Source organism: Amycolatopsis sp. YIM 10 (assembly GCF_009429145.1).
In the GTDB taxonomy this organism is placed as follows: domain Bacteria; phylum Actinomycetota; class Actinomycetes; order Mycobacteriales; family Pseudonocardiaceae; genus Amycolatopsis.
Genome location: NZ_CP045480.1, coordinates 4,560,919 through 4,579,276 on the forward strand (window position 1 = coordinate 4,560,919; position 18,358 = coordinate 4,579,276).

The 18,358-nt window shown below is 69.3% G+C and carries 14 protein-coding genes and 1 pseudogene; 1 reads left to right on the forward strand and 14 read right to left on the reverse strand.

Annotation, left to right across the window (positions count from 1 at the left end; all coding sequences use genetic code 11):
• Positions 1-43: 43 nt before the first annotated feature.
• The 13 genes and pseudogenes from YIM_RS21940 to YIM_RS22000 form a co-directional block, all read right to left on the reverse strand.
• A complete protein-coding gene (locus YIM_RS21940; protein ID WP_153032127.1) occupies positions 44-2,671 on the reverse strand; it encodes a family 78 glycoside hydrolase catalytic domain in 2,628 nt (875 codons plus the stop codon).
• Positions 2,668-3,426, reverse strand: coding sequence for an SDR family NAD(P)-dependent oxidoreductase (locus tag YIM_RS21945; RefSeq protein WP_153032128.1), 759 nt, complete (start codon positions 3,424-3,426; stop codon positions 2,668-2,670). Before YIM_RS21945 ends, YIM_RS21940 begins: the two co-directional genes overlap by 4 nt.
• 18 nt (positions 3,427-3,444) lie before the next feature.
• Positions 3,445-5,631, reverse strand: coding sequence for a glycoside hydrolase family 3 C-terminal domain-containing protein (locus YIM_RS21950; protein ID WP_153032129.1), 2,187 nt, complete (start codon positions 5,629-5,631; stop codon positions 3,445-3,447).
• Entirely contained in the window at positions 5,631-8,120 is a 2,490-nt protein-coding gene (locus tag YIM_RS21955; protein ID WP_228004892.1) for a glycoside hydrolase family 78 protein, read from the reverse strand. The genes YIM_RS21950 and YIM_RS21955 overlap by 1 nt, the downstream gene beginning before the upstream one ends.
• Before the next feature lie 14 nt (positions 8,121-8,134).
• Positions 8,135-9,436, reverse strand: coding sequence for an MFS transporter (locus tag YIM_RS21960; RefSeq protein WP_153032131.1), 1,302 nt, complete (start codon positions 9,434-9,436; stop codon positions 8,135-8,137).
• Positions 9,437-9,611: 175 nt separating this feature from the next.
• Complete coding sequence (locus tag YIM_RS21965) at positions 9,612-10,625, reverse strand: LacI family DNA-binding transcriptional regulator (RefSeq protein ID WP_153032132.1); 1,014 nt, start codon at positions 10,623-10,625, stop codon at positions 9,612-9,614.
• A 290-nt stretch (positions 10,626-10,915) separates the two neighbouring features.
• Positions 10,916-11,482: a YbhB/YbcL family Raf kinase inhibitor-like protein gene (locus YIM_RS21970; RefSeq protein ID WP_153032133.1), complete on the reverse strand. Its 567-nt coding sequence runs from the start codon at positions 11,480-11,482 to the stop codon at positions 10,916-10,918.
• Between the two features lie 329 nt (positions 11,483-11,811).
• The gene (locus YIM_RS21975) at positions 11,812-12,792 is read right to left on the reverse strand and encodes an aldo/keto reductase (RefSeq protein WP_153032134.1); all 981 of its coding nucleotides are present in this window, start codon (positions 12,790-12,792) and stop codon (positions 11,812-11,814) included.
• A 23-nt stretch (positions 12,793-12,815) separates the two neighbouring features.
• Positions 12,816-13,643, reverse strand: coding sequence for an MBL fold metallo-hydrolase (locus YIM_RS21980; protein WP_153032135.1), 828 nt, complete (start codon positions 13,641-13,643; stop codon positions 12,816-12,818).
• A 73-nt stretch (positions 13,644-13,716) separates the two neighbouring features.
• Positions 13,717-13,821, reverse strand: a pseudogene (locus YIM_RS50075) (SDR family NAD(P)-dependent oxidoreductase); the annotation flags it as partial.
• 10 nt (positions 13,822-13,831) lie between these two features.
• Positions 13,832-15,025, reverse strand: a complete 1,194-nt coding sequence (locus YIM_RS21990; RefSeq protein WP_228004894.1) for an NAD(P)/FAD-dependent oxidoreductase — start codon at positions 15,023-15,025, stop codon at positions 13,832-13,834.
• Positions 15,022-15,219, reverse strand: coding sequence for a ferredoxin (locus tag YIM_RS21995; RefSeq protein WP_153032136.1), 198 nt, complete (start codon positions 15,217-15,219; stop codon positions 15,022-15,024). The genes YIM_RS21990 and YIM_RS21995 overlap by 4 nt, the downstream gene beginning before the upstream one ends.
• A 38-nt stretch (positions 15,220-15,257) precedes the next feature.
• The gene (locus YIM_RS22000) at positions 15,258-16,463 is read right to left on the reverse strand and encodes a cytochrome P450 (RefSeq protein ID WP_153032137.1); all 1,206 of its coding nucleotides are present in this window, start codon (positions 16,461-16,463) and stop codon (positions 15,258-15,260) included.
• 168 nt (positions 16,464-16,631) lie between these two features.
• Here YIM_RS22000 and YIM_RS22005 point away from each other — a divergent pair, with 168 nt between their 5' ends.
• Complete coding sequence (locus tag YIM_RS22005; protein ID WP_153032138.1) at positions 16,632-17,285, forward strand: TetR/AcrR family transcriptional regulator; 654 nt, start codon at positions 16,632-16,634, stop codon at positions 17,283-17,285.
• Between the two features lie 25 nt (positions 17,286-17,310).
• Here YIM_RS22005 and YIM_RS22010 read toward each other — a convergent pair whose 3' ends face one another.
• Complete coding sequence (locus tag YIM_RS22010) at positions 17,311-18,309, reverse strand: AraC family transcriptional regulator (protein ID WP_228004895.1); 999 nt, start codon at positions 18,307-18,309, stop codon at positions 17,311-17,313.
• Positions 18,310-18,358: the final 49 nt, after the last annotated feature.

Here is an 18,358-nt window from a genome sequence, read left to right on the forward strand (position 1 = left end):
ACTCCGTTCTACTGATGGGTGAAGCCTTCGCCGATCGCGCCTGCTACACGGCGCAACCATCCTCGTGCCTACCTGCGCCGGCCGTGAAGCTGCGGCCGTCCGGCAGGGTCACGGTCGCGGTTGTCCCCGGCGGAACCGTCACGGCCAGGCGGAACCGGCCGTCCTCAAGCCGCCAGCTCGACGCGATGCGCCCGTGCACCGAGTCGAACTCGGCTTCGGCCCAGGTGAGGCCGCCACCCGGCTCGGGGCGCACCTCGAAGTGCCGGTATCCGGGCGCGTCCTCGCGCAGCCGGATGCCCGCGGTGTGCCGGTGCAGGAACGACACGACCGCGCCCTTGCTGTAGTGGTTGAGGGACGCGTGCGGGACGCCGTGCTCGTCGATGCCGTCCCAGTGTTCCCAGATCGTCGTCGCGCCGCGGTCGATCATGGTCAGCCACGACGGTGAAGTGTCCTGGAACAGCAGCTCGTAGGCCACGTCGAGGTGCCCGGTGTCCGCGAGGACGGGCAGCAGGTACGGCGTCGCCAGGAATCCGGTGCCCACGTGCGTGCCCGCGTCGCGGATCAGCGTGACGAGCCGGTTCGCGGTGGCGGCCCGCAGTTCCTCCGGTACCAGCCCGAAGGCGAGTGCGCGCACGTACGTCGCTTGGGTGGCGGGCGAGAGCGAGCCGTCGTCGGCGATGAACTCCGTTCGCCAGGCGTCGAGGGCGTTGGCCGCGAGCTGCCCGTACCGGTCGGCGTCCGGCTGGTGGCCGGTCATGGCGGAGATGCGGGACAGCAGGGACGCCGAGCGGTACAGGTACGCGGTGGCGACCGCGCCGTGGTCGGCGGTGCGGAAGGCTTCTTCGTCGACGTGGGGTTCGCACCACTCGCCCCAGTGGAAGCCGCCGTCCCAGAGGAATTCCTCGTGGGGGGCGGGAGCTGCCGTCCGGCTGTGGTGGCGGCGGGTGCGGGCGCGTTCGGCGGCGAAGTCGACCCAGCGGGCCATCATCGGCCGGAACTCGGCCAGGACGTCGAGGTCGGCATAGGTCAGGTACAGCTCCCACGGCACGATGACCGAGGCGTCGCCCCAGGCGGAGGAGCCGGCGAACTGGTCCAGGATCGCCGCGGGCAGGTGCTGGACCTGGCGTCCACCCGGGTCCGGTGCGAAATTGGTCAGGCAGCCGTCGTCCCACTGGTCGACGGCCAGGTCGCGTAGCCACTTCACCGCGAAGCCCGCGACGTCGTAGAGGAACGCGGCCGTCGGTACGTACAGCATCCAGTCACCGGTCCAGCCCGCGCGTTCGCGTTGCGGGCAGTCGGTGGGGATGTCGCAGGCGTTGTCGCGGAAGCTCCACACCGCCGCCTCGTGCAGCCGGTTGATGCGGTCGTCGCTGCAGCGGAACCACCCGGTACGACGCAGGTCGGTGTGCACGACGACCCCGCGGACGTCGCTCGCGGTGATCGGGCGGGACGCGCCTTCGACGCTGACGTACCGGAAGCCGTGCGTGGTGTGCCGGGGCTCGAAGACCTCATCCGTCCGGCCGCCGGAAATCACCCGGTCGACCTGGCCGGCGGACAGCGGCTCGTGGGTCTCCCAGTCGACGCCGCGTAGGTGGTCGAGGGTCACGTCGCCGTCCGGGCCGAACGCTTCGCCGTGCGTGAGGACGAGGTGATCTCCTGGTGGCACCTGCAGCCGGAGCCAGCCGTTGATGTTCTGGCCCAGGTCGACGACCTGCCGCCCGGACGGCAGCGGGGCGACCGAAACGGGGGTCAATTCTTGGATGCGCCGGACCGGCGGAGCGGGTGAAGAGGTGAGCCGGGCGAAGTCGTCGTAGAGCCCGCCGGTGCCGGTCACGGCTTTCGACCAGGCGGCATCGGGGTAGCCGGGCGCGGACCAGCCGGGCATCGCCTGCCGAAGGTCGGCGGTCTGGCCGTCCATGAGGTCCGCCGTGATCCAGGCGGGGGTGGTCGTCCAGGTGGAGTCGGTGCCCAGCACGGTCGTGGAGCTGTCCTCATGCCGGATGTGCAGCTGGCACAGCAGGGCGGTGTGGTCGCCGAAGGAGTTCGCGAGCCGCATCGCGCCGGTGCGGCCGCGGAACCAGCCGTCGGACACGACGGCACCGATCGTGTTCTCTCCGGCGCGGAGCAGGTCGGTGACGTCGTAGGTCTGGACGTGCAGCACGTCCCGGTAGGCGGTGAAGCCGGGCGTCAGTTCGAGGTCGCCGACTCGCTCGCCGTTGAGGAAGGCTTCGTAGATGCCGTGCGCCGTGGCATACAGCCGGGCGCTGACGGGCTGGGGGATGGTGAAGTCGCGCCGGAAGAGGTGCGCGGGCCGGCTGCCGGGTTCGGGCAGGTCCTGTTCGGACGGTTCGATCCAGGAAGCCGTCCAGTCCGCGGCATCGAGCCCGCTCTCCCAGAACGCGGGTTCGGACCAGGCGCTCTCGCCGAGCTCGGTCCAGATCTTGACCTGCCAGGTCACGCGCCGGCCGGAGCCCGGCAGCGGACCGGGATAGCGGACCAGGACGTGCTGATCGCCGTGGTTCCTTCCGGAATCCCACTCGCCGGTGCGGATCCGGTAGGCCGACTGCGTTGTGGAGCCGGCGGGGAGCCACCAGGACAACCGTGGCCGGGAAAGGCTGGTCCCCAGCGGGTTCTCGAGGTGCTCGACGCGCAGGTGGGTGGGTGCGGTCACTGGTGGGTCCCCCCGTCGACGCGGATCTCGGTGCCGGTGATGAACGCGCCGTCCTCGGAGGCGAGCATCGCGATGACCCCTGCGACGGACTCCGGCGGGGCGAAGCCCTCGCCGATCGCCGGCTGAAGCTTGCCGAACAGCTGCCAGTCGACGTCTTCGGGCAGATGCCGGACCGTGGTTTCGGTGATGCCGCTGCGGATGCTGCCGGGGGTGACGCACACCGCGCGCAGGCCCTGCTTGGAGTACTCCTGCGCGATGGAATGAGTGAACGACTGGATGCCGCCCTTGCTGGCCGAGTAGGCCGCCATGTACGGGTGGGCGAACGAGGCCGACGTCGAGCTGAAGTTGACGATCACGCCGTGCCCGGTCGCCAGCAGCGCCGGCAGTGCGGCGCGGGTGACCAGGAACGTGCCGGTCAGGTTGACCCCGATGATCCGGTTCCAGGTCTCGAGTTCGCACTCGTGGGTGTGGGCGCCGCGCAGGATGCCGGCGGCGTTGACGAGGACGTCCAGTCCGCCGAGCTCCGCGACGCTCTCCGCGACGACGGCGCCGACCGCTATCTCGTCCGAGATGTCGAGCACGCGAGTGGTGAGCCGATCGCTGTGGGCGCGGTCGGCCGTTTCCTCGAGGCCGGATTCGGCGACGTCGCCCGCGACGACGTGCGCGCCTTCGGCCAGGAGCCGGAGCACGGTTGCTTGGCCGATTCCGGACGCGCCGCCGGTGAGCAGGACGCGTTTCCCGGTGAATCGCTGCATTGGGGTGCCCTTTCGGGGTCAGTTCTTGCTGAGGTCGATCAGTTCGGCGAAGGCGTCGTCGGGCAGGTGCGCGCCGCTCATGGCCAGGAAGCGGGTGAACTGGTGCATCGGCAGGGATGCGACCATGCGCAGCCAGTCCGGGGTGTCGTCGGCCTGTTTCGCCTGCTCTTCGGTCATCGATTCGGTGATCCGGCGGAGGACGAGCGGGCCGACGACCGGATGGGCGAACCAGTCCTGGACCGGCGAGTCGAGGCTCAGCTGCCGCGTGATGACGTCGCCGGTGAGGGTGATCGGCGCCTCGGCGACGATCTCGGCGGCACTGTGTCCGATTTGGACGGTGTATGCGCCGGGCGCGACCACCCACCGGCCGAGTTCGACGTCGTAGTAGGCGAAGGCACGGCGGCCGAGGGCGAGGCCGACCGTCCGGGACTCGCCCGGGGCGAGGGCGACCTTGGCGAAGGCGCGCAGCTCACGCGCGGGCCGGCGGACCGGTCCGGCGTCGGTGGCGACGTAGAGCTGCACGACGTGCTTCCCGACGACAGCCCCGGTGTTGGTCGCCGTCACCGAAACCTGTGCCTCGTCGTCACCGGTGACCGTGACCGAGAGGGCGCTCGTCTCGAACGTGGTATAGGACAGGCCGTGGCCGAACGGGTAGCGGACGTCGACGTCTGCGGTTTCGTAATAGCGGTAGCCGACCATCACGCCTTCGCCGTAGCGGACGTGTCCCTGTTCGCCGGGGAAGTTGAGGTAGCTCGGGTTGTCCTGCAGCCGCCGGGGAATCGTCTCGGCCAGGTGCCCGGACGGGTTGGCGATGCCGTACAGGAGGTCGGCGAGTGCGGCGCCGCTCGCCTGGCCGAGCAGCCAGCCGTCGAGGATCGCGTCGACGTCATCGTGCCAGCCCTCCAGGGAGACGACTCCGCCGTGGGACAGCACGACGACGGTGCGGCGGCTCACGGTCGCGACCTGGCGGATGAGGTCGACCTGCCCGGCCGGCAGGGCGATGGTGTCGCGGTCGTAGCCTTCGGACTCGTCGATCTCCCGCAATCCCGCGAACACCACGGTGACATCGGCTGCGCGGGCGATCTCCACGGCGTTGTCGTCGAGCCCGCGCGCGTGGCTGACGGATGTTCCCTGGGCCCGGATCGCGTCGAGGGCGGTGTCGACGCGGGTCGGGTTGACGTGCGAGCTGCCGCCGCCCTGGAACCGTGCCTCCACGGCGAACTCGCCGATGACGGCGACACTGGCTTCGGGTGCGATGGGCAGCGTGTTCCGCTCGTTCTTCAGCAGGACCGCGCACTCGGTGGCGAGTCGTTTCGCCAGGGCGTGGTGGGCTTCGACGTCGAGGGTGCCGGTCGCGGGCGTGACCCGTCCGGTGAGGGCGAGTACCCGCTGCACGCTGCGGTCCACCACCGCTTCGGCGAGTTCGCCGCGGTGCACCGCCGCCACGATCTCGGCATCGGTCACCCCGCCGGTGCCGGGCATTTCGAGGTCCAGACCGGCCCGCAGGGCCGCGACCCGGTCGTTGACGGCGCCCCAGTCGGAGACGACGACGCCGTCGAAGCCCCACTCGTCGCGCAGGACGTCGGTGAGCAGCCACCGGTTCTGGGTGGCGAGGACGCCGTTGACCCGGTTGTAGGAACACATCACGGTCGCCGGGTGCGCCTCGGTCACGACCTTCTCGAAGGCCGGGAAGTAGATCTCGCGCAGCGTGCGCTCGTCCACGTCCGCGCTGACCCGCATGCGGTCGGTTTCCTGGTTGTTGGCGGCGAAGTGCTTGACCGACGCGCCCACGCCTTCGCCCTGCAGACCTCGGACGTGTGCCGCGCCGAGGGTGCCGCTGAGCAGCGAGTCTTCGGAGTAGTACTCGAAGTTGCGGCCGCACAGCGGTGACCGCTTGATGTTCACGCCGGGCCCCAGGTTGACGGTCACCCCGGCGACCCGCGCTTCGCGACCGATGGCCGCGCCGAGCTCGGCGGCGACGTCGGGATCCCAGCTGGAGCCGACCGCGGCGGCGGTCGGGAAGCACGTGGCGGGCCGGCTGTCGTGGAGTCCGAGGTGGTCGCCCTCGGCGTCCTGGAGGCGCAGGCCGTGCGGTCCGTCGATCAGGAGCATCGACGGGACATCCGCGATCGCCTTGGTGGTCCAGAAGTCCTTTCCGGACAACAGGGATGCTTTCTGTTCCAGCGTGAGGTCGGGCCGGGGCATCAGAGGTTTCCTTCCTGGTCGCCGACGGCGGCCACCAGATCGTTCTTCAGATCGGTCGAGGCGCCGGGGACGTGGTCCAGGACGACGTTGAGGGAGACACTCGCGGCTTCGGGCGCGGAACCGTCGAGGGGAATGCCGGGGAAGTGCTTCGCGAAGGCGTCCGTGACCGCCCGCCACACCTTCGGGTCCTGCGAGAGCGTCCGAAGCGAGGTGTCCATTGTGTACTGCTTCGAAGCCGCACTGTCCTCGACTTCGTACTGCCACGAATGTTCCCCACCGCTCACCTGGACGACGAGCTCGTCCGGGTGCTGCGGGAGTACCACGGTCGCTTCGGTGCCGTCCGGCACGGTGATGTCGAGGTACAGCCGGCCTTCGTCGATGCGCCAGGCGACGGCGGCGCGGCCGTGCACGGTGTCGTGGGTGACGGTGGCGTGGGTGAGGTTGCCGCCCGGGCGTGGGGTGATGTGCATCCGGCGGTAGCCGGGTTCGGCGGGGGAGAGCCCGCCCACGACCCGATGCAGCCAGTCGGCGATCGCGCCGAGCGCGTAGTGGTTGAGGGAGGTCATCCCGGACGGGTTGATCGTGCCGTCCGGGCGGATCGAGTCCCAGCGTTCCCAGATCGTCGTCGCGCCCATGGTGACCGGATAGAGGAACGACGGGCACCCGGTTTCCAGGAGCAGGAAGTAGGCCTCGTCAAGGTACCCGGTGCGGCTCAGGGCCTCGGTGACGAACGGAGTTCCCGCGAAGCCGGTCGAGATCCGGTAACCGGCCTTGGCCACCAATGCGGCCAGTTGCTCGCCCGCTTTGGTTTCCTGGGTCGGGTCGAGGATGTCGAAGCAGATCGCGAGGGCCAGCGCGGTCGCGGACTCGTTCGCCAGCCGGCCGGACGGGGTGACGTACTCGTGCCGGAACGCCGCACGCACGCGATCGGCCAACGTCCCGAAGTGCTCGGCGTCTTCGGACTTGCCGAGAAGCGCCGCGATTTTCGCCAGCTGTGCGGTGGTGCGGCACAGGAACGCCGACGCGACGAGGTGGCGGTCGGTCTTGCCGCCCGCTGGGTTGTCCGTCGGTGCGTCCGGATCGAGCCAGTCACCGAACTGGTAGCCGCTGCTCCACAGACCGGCGTCGTCCAAACGGGATTCGACGTCGCGGATGAACGCCGCCATCGAGTCGTAGCTCTGGCGGAGGATGTCCGGGTCGCCGTACTCGGTGTAGAGCGTCCACGGGAGACTGACTGCGACGTCACTCCACAACGCGGTCGGCGACGACGGGGTGGACAGCACGTCCGGGACGACCCAGGGCACGTACCCCTTCTCGCAGTGCTCGGCGGCAAGGTCGGCCAGCCACGAGCCGAGGACGCCGCGGACGTCGTAGAGGAAGGCCGCTGTGGGGGCGAACGCGTTGAGGTCGCCGGTCCAGCCCAGGCGTTCGTCCCGTTGTGGGCAGTCGGTGGGCACGCCGACGAAGTTGCCCCTCATTGACCAGACGACGTTGGAGTGCAGCTGGTTCAGCAGCGGATTCGAGCACTCGAACCACCCCGTACGGGTCATGTCGCTGTGCATCACGACCGCGGTGAGGTCGCCGGCGGTCGGGGTGCCCGGGTAGCCGTCCACTTCGACGTAGCGGAAGCCGTGGAAGGTGAACTTCGGCTCCCACGTCTCGCGGTCGCCGCCGCGGAGGGTGTACCGGTCGGTGGCCGCGGCGGTGCGCAGCGTTTCGGTATCGAGCTCGCCGTCGGTGAGGACCTCGGCGTGGCGAAGCGTCACTGTCTGCCCTCGCTCGCCTTGGACGCTCAACCGGACCCAGCCGGAGATGTTCTGTCCGAAGTCGACGATCGGGTTCCCGTTCCGGCTCCGGGAGATCGAGACCGGGGTGAGTTCTTCGATCCGGCGGATCGGGGGAGCGGGGGTGGTGACGAGCGCCGAGAGATCCCAGTCGTACCGCTCCGCCGGCTCCCACGAACCACCGAACCCCGGCTGGTCCCAGCCGTCCGGTTCCAGCCGGGCGTCGTGCTCCTCTCCGTCGTAGAGGCTGTTCGCGAGGACGGCTCCGGTGCCGGTGGTGAACGACCCGTCGGAGCCGATGGTCTCGGTGCGGTCGGCGTACTCCAGGTCGAGCTGGAGGAACAACGCCGGCCGGTCGGCGTAGTGGTGGCGCTTGCCCTCCCAGCCGAGCCGCCCGAGCGCCCACCCTTCGCCGACGATGGCACCGACGGCGTTCGCGCCGAGGACGATCCGGTCCGTCACGTCGTAGGAGCTGACCGCGAGCCGATGACGGTAGGACGTCCAGCCGGGGGCGAGCACCTCGTCGCCCGCGCGGCCGCCGTTGAGATGAGGCTCGACCAACCCGATCGCGGTGACGTGCAAGGTCGCGCGGCGGGGCGTGCGGTCGATGGTGAACTCGCGCCGGAAGTACGCCGCGGGGGCGCCGGGTTCGGTCCAGCGTCCCGACGCCGGCGTCACGAACCCGGCCTGCCAGGTGGCTGACACGGTGAAGTTCTCCTTCATCGGACGGTCTTGATGCGCAGCACCGCGAGGCCACTGAGGACGGTGCACGCGGCGGCGACGATGAACAGCAGGCTGTAGTTCTTCTCTGCGGCCGTCGCGCCGACGGCCAGGAACACCGGCGCGACGAGCGGCGCGACCGACTGCGGCACGCTGGTGGCGAAGCCCATGATGCCCATGAAGCGGCCCGCCTCCGTCTGGCGCTCCGGCAGCACGTCGAGGGCGAGCGCCTGGTCGACGGCGGAGAACATGCCCAGCCCGATCGACGTGGTGGCCGATCCGGCGAAGAGCAGTGGCAGGCTCGAAGCGACGGCCATGACGACCGCGCCGAGGGCGAAAATGCCGCCCGCGACGAGCACGAACACCCTGCGCCGGCGCAGCTTGTCGGAGAGGAACCCGCCGCCCAGCGCCCCCGCGGCCGTGGCCAGTATACCGAGCCCGGACAGTGCGGCGACGGTCCCGGCCACCTCCTGCACCCCGATTCCGAGGCGGGCGGCGAGGAAGAACGCGATGAACGTCGTGTTGAGCGTCAGTCCGAAGTAGAACAGGCAGCGGCTGAGCCAGTTCCACGAGTAGTCCGGGTACCGGCGCGGGTCGAACACGTACTTGCGAGCGAGCAGCCGCAGGGTCAGCGGGTCGCCGAGTGGCAGGTCGCGGCTGTCCTGCTCGCGCACCAGGCACACGAAAAGGGTCACCAGCACGACCCCGACCGAGCCCGGCACCAGGAAGAGCAGCAGTGAGTCGCCGACGAAGCGGCTGGCAAGCACGACGCCGGCCACGGGTGCGACGAGCGTGGCGAAGCCGACGAGCCCGGCGACCTTGCCGCGCTGTTCCTCGGGCAGCCGGTCGGCCTGCGAGTTCGTCAACGCGCCCAATGCTTGTCCCCAGCCCAACCCGGCCAGCACCCAGCCGAGCCCGAGCACGAACACGCTCGGGGCGGTGGCCATGACGGTCAGGGACGCCACGCCGAGCAGCATCCCGCCGATCATGAACGGGCGGCGGCGGCCGAGCCTGTTCCGGGTGCGATCGCTGAGCACGCCGAGGAGCGGTCCGGTGAGGACGGTCGTGGCGGCGCCGGTGCCGGTGATGTACCCGAGGTACTCCTCGTGGCCGGGAGCGAGCTGGGCGACCCGGACCGACAGGGAGATCCCGACCGGCGTGATGAAGGCCATGAACACGCCGAACTGCGCGAGGACCATGAACCAGATGTAGCGAGCGGACACCCGGGGCAGCGCGGGCGGCAGCTCGGTCTGGCTTGTCGGAGGAGGGGGCGGGACGGCAGACGATTGGCTGTCGATCATGGCAAGACTCCGTTGTCCGTAGGCGCAGGTCAGACGTGTTAGCACGTGCTAGCTGGCGCTGGTCGCCGATGCTAGACGTGGTGAGCTAGCACGTGCAAGCGTGCGGCCTTGAAACGTTATGACCCGATTTCGGGGTGACCTGTGAAGCGTTGTCCTGCGGCCGTCTCGAGGCCGGCTACTGCCCGGTGGGGCTCGATCCGGTCGACTCGCGGGCAACCACCGCCGCGGCGGCACCGGCGCCATCGGCGGGCAGTGACCGGCCGGTGGCCTCGTGCAGGGCCAGTGCGGCCAGGTGCCGTCCCAGGCCGGCGTAGTCGATCCGGATGCTCGAAATCGACGGGACGAACAAGGCGGCGTACGGGTTGTCGTCGTGCCCGATGACGGCGAGGTCGGCGGGGACCTCGTGACCCGCGCGAACGGCGGCCCGGACCACTCGGGCGGCGCTTTCGTCGTTGTACGCCACGACACCGGTCACGTTCGCGCCCAGCCAGTCGCGAACTGCCCACCCGGCCGCGTCCGGCGCGTCGTCGACCGAGCGCACGACCGGTGGCGGCAGTTCCAGGGACTCGGCGGTCTTCCGGCAAACATGCAGCCGTGACTCGACGAGGCCGGCCAGCCTGGGGTCGGCTGTCGCCGCGAATCCCAGGCGCGTGTGACCGAGCGTGCGGAGGTGTTCGACCTGCAGGCGGGGCCCGTCGTGGAGGCCGAGGGGGTCGGACGGCGACGGGCTCTTCACGGGACGGGGGATGACCTTGGTGATCCCGCACCCTCGCATCGCCGTCAGTTCTTCCGGGGTGAACGGCCCAAACCCGATGACCACCTCCGGATCGAGGAGTTCCCAGAGCGGGCGCGCGGTTCCCGCGGGGTGGCGGGTCTGGGTGATGAGCGAGTACCCGGCCTCTTCCAGGGCGTGGGACGCTTCCTCGACGCACTTGCCGATGCTGAACTCCACCGGCCAGTCCGGGAGGACGAGCAGAACGAGCTTGCTGCTGCCGCGGCGGAGTGTTTGGGCGGCGGTGTGCGGCCGGTAGCCGAGGCGCGCTGCCTCGGCGAGGACGCGATCCCTGGTCGCCTCGGAGATCCGTTGGCCGGTCGTGCCGTTGAGGACGAATCCGACCGTCGCCCGGGACAGTCCCAGTGACCGCGCGACGTCGGCAGCGGTCACGCGCTTGCCCGCCTTGGCCCCCACTTCCACCTCACTTTGCCGGACGTACTTGCACGTGCTAGCGCCGAGGCTAGCACCTCGCCAGGCGCGGCAGCTTCGTTGACGCTCTCGCGAGCTCACGTCATCTATCGCTCTTTTCGGCGGTTACCTCGACTTCCGCGCGCAGGCCGGGTCGCCGGTGCCGAAGAAAGATCCCTGGGCTCGGTGGGTGTGCGAACACCTCACCGAGCCGGACAGCGGTAACCGCCATCGGGGCCCTCGATCCCGTCGGTACCGCTGCTCGAAAAGGCTTGATATCCGCCTGTTTCAGCGTGTCAGGGTCGATCGCAAAGGCCGTCAATCCGTGCGCGGGCCAATGCCTGACCAGCCTCGAGGACAGCCTTCGGCTTCGCCGAGGCCACCGGTTTGCCTGCCACTGTGGAGATTGGTTCGGCGAGTGCGAACAGTTGGAACGCATAGCGGTGCGGGCCATGACCTTTGATCGGTGCCGGGCCCTGATAGCCGCGCCCTTGGCTCGACCGCAGGATCTGCACGTCCGCGGCAGGCGCGCTCGAATCGAGTGCGTTGCACGGTAGCTCGGTCACTGCGGGGTCCAGCAGTGCCGCCGCGTGCACCAGCGGGCTTCGCAGCGGTACGTCGGGATCTTCGACCACGAGCAGCAACTGCGCGGTCTCGGCCGGTGGCAGTGCCCAGGCCAGCGCCGGCGAAAGGTTCTGCCCGCCGAGTCTCTTCACCACATGCCGAGCAGGAAGCGTGGTTTCGTGGTCGAAGTCGGGACTGGTGAGGTCGAATCTGGCCGCAGCGGCCAGATTCGATCGGTACCAGGCCAGGGTCTGTTCACCGGCGCGCCGGTTGACAAGCAGTTTGCCGATCAGAGACATCGCACTCCATCGTTGTTGCTCGAGGCAGCATTGCCCGCTCGCGAGCCCGGGGTGGCGGCCCACTCGGACTATGCCTTCACTGCGGCATGCAGCGCACGGGCGCCACGGCGCAGCCGGTCGCGGCGACTTCGGTCAGCACCTGGCCAGCGGTCGGACCGAACACCGGAAATGTGTGTCCGTCGACGGCCGGCACCTGTTCACCACCAACCCGCAGCCCGGTCGGAACCGATGCGATGGCTGTCTCCGTCGGGCATTCTTCTTTCCTGGCCGGATGATCACCGAGTGGACGGTGTTGTGGTGCCCCGCCCGGCGGGGCAGCGGCGGACGACTCAGATGATTCCGTTGCGGACCAAGGTGTTCGCCGCTTCGAGCTTGGTGATCTCCTCGGTGGTGAGTTCGAGTTCGAGACCGGCGACGGCGTCGTCGATATGGCGTTCCTTCGTGGCACCCACGATCGGCGCGGCCACCGGGTATTTGTTCGCCACCCAGGACACCGCGACCTGCGCCATCGGCGCCCCGCGAGCCTCGGCAACCTCCTGCACAGCGTTCACGACCTGCTTGTGCGATTCCTCGTCACGGGTATACAGCTGTGGCGCCAGCGTGTCGCTGGCCTCGCGCCCGGACCCTTCCGAGCCCCACGGCCGGGTGAGCCGTCCGCGCGCGAGCGAACTCCAAGGCAGAATTCCCATTCCCGTGGCTTCGGCATAAGGCGCGACCTCGCGTTCCAGCTCCCGCGCCAGCAAGTTGTAGTGCAGCTGATTCGACACGAATTTCGTCCATCCATGCCGTTCCGCCGCGTTCTGCATGAGCGCGAGCTGCCACACCAGCACATTGCATGCGCCGATATAGCGGGCTTTGCCGGCCTTGACCACATCGTGCAGTGCTTCCATCGTCTCTTCGATCGGTGTATTCGGATCGAAGGCGTGGATTTGATACAGGTCGACGTAGTCGGTACCGAGGCGGCGCAGCGAGGCGTCGATCTCGTGCATGATGGCGACCCGGCTCAGACCGGAGCCGTTGCGAGACGGGCGCTGAGGCGCGTAGACCTTCGTCGCGATCTGGAACTCTTCGCGCGGACCCAACTCTCTGGTCAGCGTGCCCAGGATTTCCTCGCTTGTGCCGCTGGAATACGCGTTGGAGGTGTCGAAGGTCGTGATACCCGCCTCGTAGGCGCGGCGGACGAACGGACGGGCCTCATCGAGGCCGATGGTCCACGAGGGGTAACCCTGCTTAGGGGCACCGTAGGTCATCATGCCCAGGATGAGGCCGCTCATCTCCAGGCCGCTCTTGCCCAGTCGGACAGTTTTCACTTGCCGATTCCTTTCCTGTGCGTTCAGTTCGTGTGGATTCGGTTGCTCGGGATCGGCTGCCACTGCCGTGCGCCCTGCTTGTCACGGATGACGCGGCCGCCCTGGGGCCCCGGGAAGTGGGCGCCAAGACCGATGGCTCCGGTACGTTCCATCTCCTGCGCGAGCCGGTTGCGGGCTCTGGCAGCCGCGGCGTGATCTTCGTCCAGGCGGTCGGTCCACCCATCCTCGACCAGGAGTACGGGGTGATGCGCGGTGTCCCCCAGCAGCAATACTCGTGCTTCGCCGGTCTCGATCTCGACGAGGCAGTTGCCTGGCGTATGACCGGCGAACAGCCGCAGCGCGACCGAATCCGCGATCTCCGTGCGCTCTTCCTCGGCTGATTCGAGAAGGTCGGAAACGGCACGGATGGTATCGGTCACCTGGGCCGTGGCCGGGTTGCTGCCGGGATCAGCACGCATCCAGTCGTAATCAGCGCGGTGGCAGTGGTGCCGGGCGTGAGTGAAGATCGGTTCACCCGCAGGAGCGACCCAGCCGACGTGGTCCAAGTGCAGGTGGGTGAGCACGACATCGGTGATCTGCTCGGGTTTGACGCCAAGATCGGCGAGCGAGTCGAACAGCTTTCCGCGCGTTTCGACGATATCGATGTTCGGTCCCAGTCCCGCGTCGACCAGGATCGTCCGGTCTCCCGAACGCAGCAGGAAACCGCCCATCGGCATGATCCAGCCCGCACCGTCGAACCACGGCGGCGCGGTCTGCCAATCTTGGCCCGCATTGGGCGGCGGGTCGAAGAATTCGCCCGGCGGTACGGGATGCTGAGCATCGAGTACGGGATCGATGCTGGTAACGACCACAAGGTTCTCCTCGGCGTTAGGTGGTGTACTGCGGATGCAGTCGGATCGTTGCGAACGGTAGGCCGCGAGGGCGGGCGCCGACCGGATTGATTTCCGCGATGAGAACCCTGGCTCCCCGGCTCGCGAACCGCAGCGCGGTGGCGCGTCCGATACCGGACCCCGCTCCGGTGACGACCACGCCTCGTCCTTCAACTTCCCCTGCTCATGCGGTCACTCCTAGGGAAGTTGCGGGTACGGCGTCCTGCCAGCGGGCACGCAGGGCGATGGACGACCGCCAGGCCAGGGTGCTCTTGGGTGGCATGCCGACGGACAGGACGCCGGTGAGGCGGTCGCCGGTGCGGTAGACGGCGGTGAACTTGCGTTCTTCCAGACTGCCTTCGGCGATCCGCATCTCGTCGTGGCCGCGCAAGTAGCCCGTAGGCGCGGATCTTCAGGTCGTACTGGTCGGACCAGAAGTAGGGGACCGGCGCGAACGACCGCTGGGCGCCCAGGAGGTTGCGGGCGGCGGCGATGCCCTGCTCTGCGGCGTTCGTGCGGTGCTCGATCCGCATCGACGTGCCGAAGAGCGGGTTGTGCCAGCGGGCCACGTCACCGGCGCCGTACACCCCGGGCGCGGCCGCGCAGAGCTCGTCGCAGACCAGCCCGTCTTCGAGGGTGAGGCCGCTGCCGGTCAGCCATTCGGTGTTGGGCCGGGAGCCGACGGCCATCAGCACCGTGTCCGCCTCGACCACACTGCCGTCGTCGAGGCGGACGCCGCCGGGGACGCCCTCGCTGGCCCCGGTCCCGGCGCGCAGGTCTACGCCGTGGTCGAGCTGGACCTGGGCGAGGATGCGGCCGACGTCCTCGCCGACCGCGTGGGCCAGGGGGACGGGCGCGGGTTCGAGGAGGGTCACGTGGGTGCCCAGGCCGGCCGCCACCGACGCGGCCTCGGCGCCGAGGAATCCGGCGCCGACCGCGGCCAGTGTGCGGCCGGGGCCCAAGCGGTCCTTCAGGGCGAGGGCATCGTCCAGGGTGCGCAGGACGTGGGCCGGCATGCCGGGCAACCGGCGGGGACGGACTCCGGTGGCCACGATGAGTCCGTCGTACGGCACCTCCGTGTCGTCGGCGAGCAGCACCGTGCGCGCGGAGACATTCACGCCGGTGGCCGCGCAGCCGTAACGGGCGTTCCAGGTCGAGGGCGTCGAGATCGGCCGGAGCGGGGGGCTCCAGGCGCCGGAGAGGATCTCCTTCGACAGGGGCGGGCGGTCGTAGGGGGCGGCGGGTTCGTCGCCGATGAGGGTGATGGGTCCGGTGTGGCCCTCCCGGCGGAGGGTTTCGGCGGCCGCGAGGCCGGCGGCCGAGGCGCCGACGACGACCACGCGACGGGTCGGGGTCACGCTCACGACTTCTCCAGGCGGATCGCGGCCGCGGAGCAGACGGTGGCGGATTCGCGAACCGCGTCGTGGAGTTCGGCCGGCGGGTTCTCGTCGAGGAGGACGACCAGGCCGTCCTCGTCGCGCTGGTCGAAGACGTCGGGGGCGAGCAGTACGCACTGGCCCGAGGCGACGCACCTGGGGACGTCGACTTCCACATGCATGACTGTTCTCCTGCTCTTGGGGGATCAGACGGTTCCGGTCACCAAGTGACGGGCAGCTCGACGACGCCGTAGACGACGGTGTCCTGCTTGAAGGCGATCTCGTCCATCGGCACGGCGATCTTCAATTCGGGCAGCCGGCGAAAGATCTCGGGCAGCACGATCTGGAGCTCGGCGCGGGCCACGGGTTGGCCGAGGCACTGGTGAATGCCGTAGCCGAAAGCGAGGTGCCGGCGGGCGTTGGCGCGATCCAGATCGAGGTCGTCGGGAGCGGTGAAGAGTTCCGGGTCGCGGTTGGCGACGTGGACCGGAATGATCACGCCCTCTCCCGCGCGGATGGTGACGCCGTCGATGGTGACGTCCTCGACGGCGGTCCGGCGCAGCCCGCCGTGCACGATCGAGAGGTAGCGCAGAAGCTCCTCGACCGCGCCGGCGACCTGCTCTTCCCCGCCGAGGATGTGCGGAATCCGGTCGGGATGGGCGAGGAGGGTGATGGTGCTCAGCGCGATCATGTTCGCGGTCGTCTCGTGTCCGGCGAACAACAGGAAGGCACCCAGGTCGGCGGCGTCTTGGTCGGTGATGGCGCCCTCGTCCGCCTGCGCGGCGAGCCGGGTGATCACGTCGTTCCCGGGCTGGTTGCGCTTGGTCTCCACGAGTCGCAGCAGATATTCGGAGAGGCTCGCGACCGCCTGCGCGGCCTTCTGTGCCGTAGCGTTGAAGTCGACGAGGGCCTTCGAGTGCTCCTGGAAGAACGCGTGGTCCTCGTACGGCACACCCAGCAGCTCGCAGATGACCAGGGACGGCAGTGGCAGCGCGAAGTGCTCCACGAAGTCGGCGGGACCGCTCAGCTTGGTCAGGTCGGTGAGGAGCTCGTCGGTCAGGCGGGTGATGGCCGGGCGCAGCTCGTTGATGCGCTTGACCATGAACTCCCGGGTCAGGGTGCGCCGCATCATCGCGTGGACGGGGTCGTCGTGGCCGGCGAAGAAGCCCCGCCGGCCCTGCGGGGTGTCTTTCCTGAAGGTGGGTGCGCCGGGATGGGCCGGATTGGTGCTGAACGCCGGGCTGCCCAGCACGCTGCGGGCGTCCTCCCAGCGGGTCACCAACCAGGGGCTGAGTTGCCCCTCCCAGAGAGAGACGCGGGAAATGGGCTGCTTCGCACGGAGTTCGGTGTACAGCGGAGAGGGGGCGAGGGGGGCGTCCTTCGGGCGGGCGAGCGTGAACGCGGGGACGGTCGGAGACGAGGTCATGGCTCTGCCTTTCCACCATCGGCTAACACTGTTAGTTGAACTGAAGTTAGACTAACACTGTTAGCCGACGACCGCGAAGTCCCTGTGTCGGCTCCGACAAAAGCGTCGACCGTGGGAGACGCGGCGCACCGAGGGTCGTAGGCTGCTGCGGGCAGTGAGGAGGAGGCCATGAAGCCGCAGGTCAAGCGGGTCCCCAACGCGCGGGGCGAAGGCGAGCGGCTGCGACAGGAGATCCTCGGCGCGGCGACCCGCATCCTCGAGGAGACAGGGCGCGAGGACGCGCTCTCCCTGCGCGGGGTCGCCCGCGAGGTCGGCATTTCCGCACCCAGCGTCTACCGGCACTTCAAGAACAAGGCCGAGCTGGTGACCACCGTGCTCGACGTCACCTACCGCGCGCTGGCCGTCGCGATGAACGTGGCCGGCGAGTCGGCCGCCGCGGCGGGCGCGGACCCGGCGGAACGCGTGCGAGCCATCGTCACCGCCTATCGCAGGTTCGCCATCGACAAGCCACGCCGCTACCGGCTGATGTTCAGCCTGGAGTACGAGCCCGACCGGCCACCTGCCACCGGTCACCCCGTTGTCACCGTGCTCCAGGCGTGGACCGACACGGCTGACGCCTACCTCGCCGCAGTGGTCCCCGGCCGTCGGGCGGAGGCGCAGGACCTGGGTGTCCACCTGTGGACCGCCCTGCACGGCCAGCTCGTTCTGTGGCGTACCCTGCCGAGTTCCGCCACCGGCAACGAGGCCATCCTGATCGAGCTGGAGGAGTCCTTGCTGCGACGCCTGCTCCCGGCACCGGAGGCTCCGAGCCCCGCGGAGTGACAGGCCAGGCCGGCTCCCCGGACGTTCAGGCTCGGGCGACGGCTGCGGTCCGGAGGGCGTCGGGAGTGGTTCCGGTCCAGGTGCGGAAGGCGCGGTAGAAGGAATTGGTGTCGTCGTAGCCGAGCAGGTAGGCGATTTCGGCGATGCGCATGGTGCTGTTGCCGAGGTAGTGGCGGGCCAGGTTTTCGCGGGTGGTGGCGAGGATTTCCTGGAAGCTGGTTCCTTCGAGCTGCAGTTGTCGTTGCAGGGTGCGGTTGCTGACGGCGAGGTGGCGGGTGACGGCGGTCATGGAGCTCCCGCCGGCGGGAAGTGTTTCGTGCAGCGCGGCCCGCACCCGCTCGGCGACGCTGGCCGTCGCCTGCAGATCGGACAGGCGCCGGCGGAGTTCCGGGGCGAAGAACCGCCAGAGTTGCTCGTTCTCGGTGAGGAACGGGCGGTTCGCGTCGGCGGGTGCGAAGGTGATGGCGTGCGCCTGTCCCTTGTGGACTTCTACGCCGAGGTAGTCGTCCAGGCCGGCGTGCTCGGCGGGGAGTCGGGGATCGACGGCCCGGACCGCTCGGACGTCGTGGCGGGTCGCGATCCGGGCCAGAGCGACCCAGAACACCATCTCGGTGGCGGCCAGCAGGTGCGGCGGGGGCGTGTCCGGCGGCCAGCGGAAGCTGATCGTCAAGCCTTCGTCGTCGTTGTCGAGCCGCACGTGCAGGGGGCCGATGAGGGGCTTGTGGAGAGCGATGCGCTCGGCTGCGGTCCGCAGATCGGGGCTGCACAGGGCGGCGAAGATCGGTGGGTTGAACATCTCGACCGAGATCGACCGGCCGATCGCGACAGCCAGGCCCGGATCGCCACTCTCGGCCTCGAGCGCCTCCCACAGCCGGAAGTACTCCTCGACGGGGAGTTCGACCGGGCCGCGGCCGAACAGGTCGGCAGGCAGCTGGGCGCGCCGGAGCACCCGGGTGGATGACACGCCGAGGTCCTTCAGCAGGGCTTTGATGCTGGGATCCAGGGTGAATCGTCCACTGCTCACGGCGGGAGCGTAACGGCCGCCGGCATGCCTGTCACCAGCAGATGGCGCC

Bases quoted from the DNA above. Each gene is read 5' to 3' on its own strand.
- YIM_RS22005 (WP_153032138.1), top strand. From the start codon at position 16,632: ATGAAGCCGCAGGTCAAGCGGGTCCCCAACGCGCGGGGCGAAGGCGAG.
- YIM_RS21970 (WP_153032133.1), bottom strand. From the start codon at position 11,482: ATGTCTCTGATCGGCAAACTGCTTGTCAACCGGCGCGCCGGTGAACAG.
- YIM_RS22000 (WP_153032137.1), bottom strand. From the start codon at position 16,463: ATGACCTCGTCTCCGACCGTCCCCGCGTTCACGCTCGCCCGCCCGAAG.
- YIM_RS21960 (WP_153032131.1), bottom strand. From the start codon at position 9,436: ATGATCGACAGCCAATCGTCTGCCGTCCCGCCCCCTCCTCCGACAAGC.
- YIM_RS21945 (WP_153032128.1), bottom strand. From the start codon at position 3,426: ATGCAGCGATTCACCGGGAAACGCGTCCTGCTCACCGGCGGCGCGTCC.
- YIM_RS21995 (WP_153032136.1), bottom strand. From the start codon at position 15,219: ATGCATGTGGAAGTCGACGTCCCCAGGTGCGTCGCCTCGGGCCAGTGC.
- YIM_RS21950 (WP_153032129.1), bottom strand. From the start codon at position 5,631: ATGCCCCGGCCCGACCTCACGCTGGAACAGAAAGCATCCCTGTTGTCC.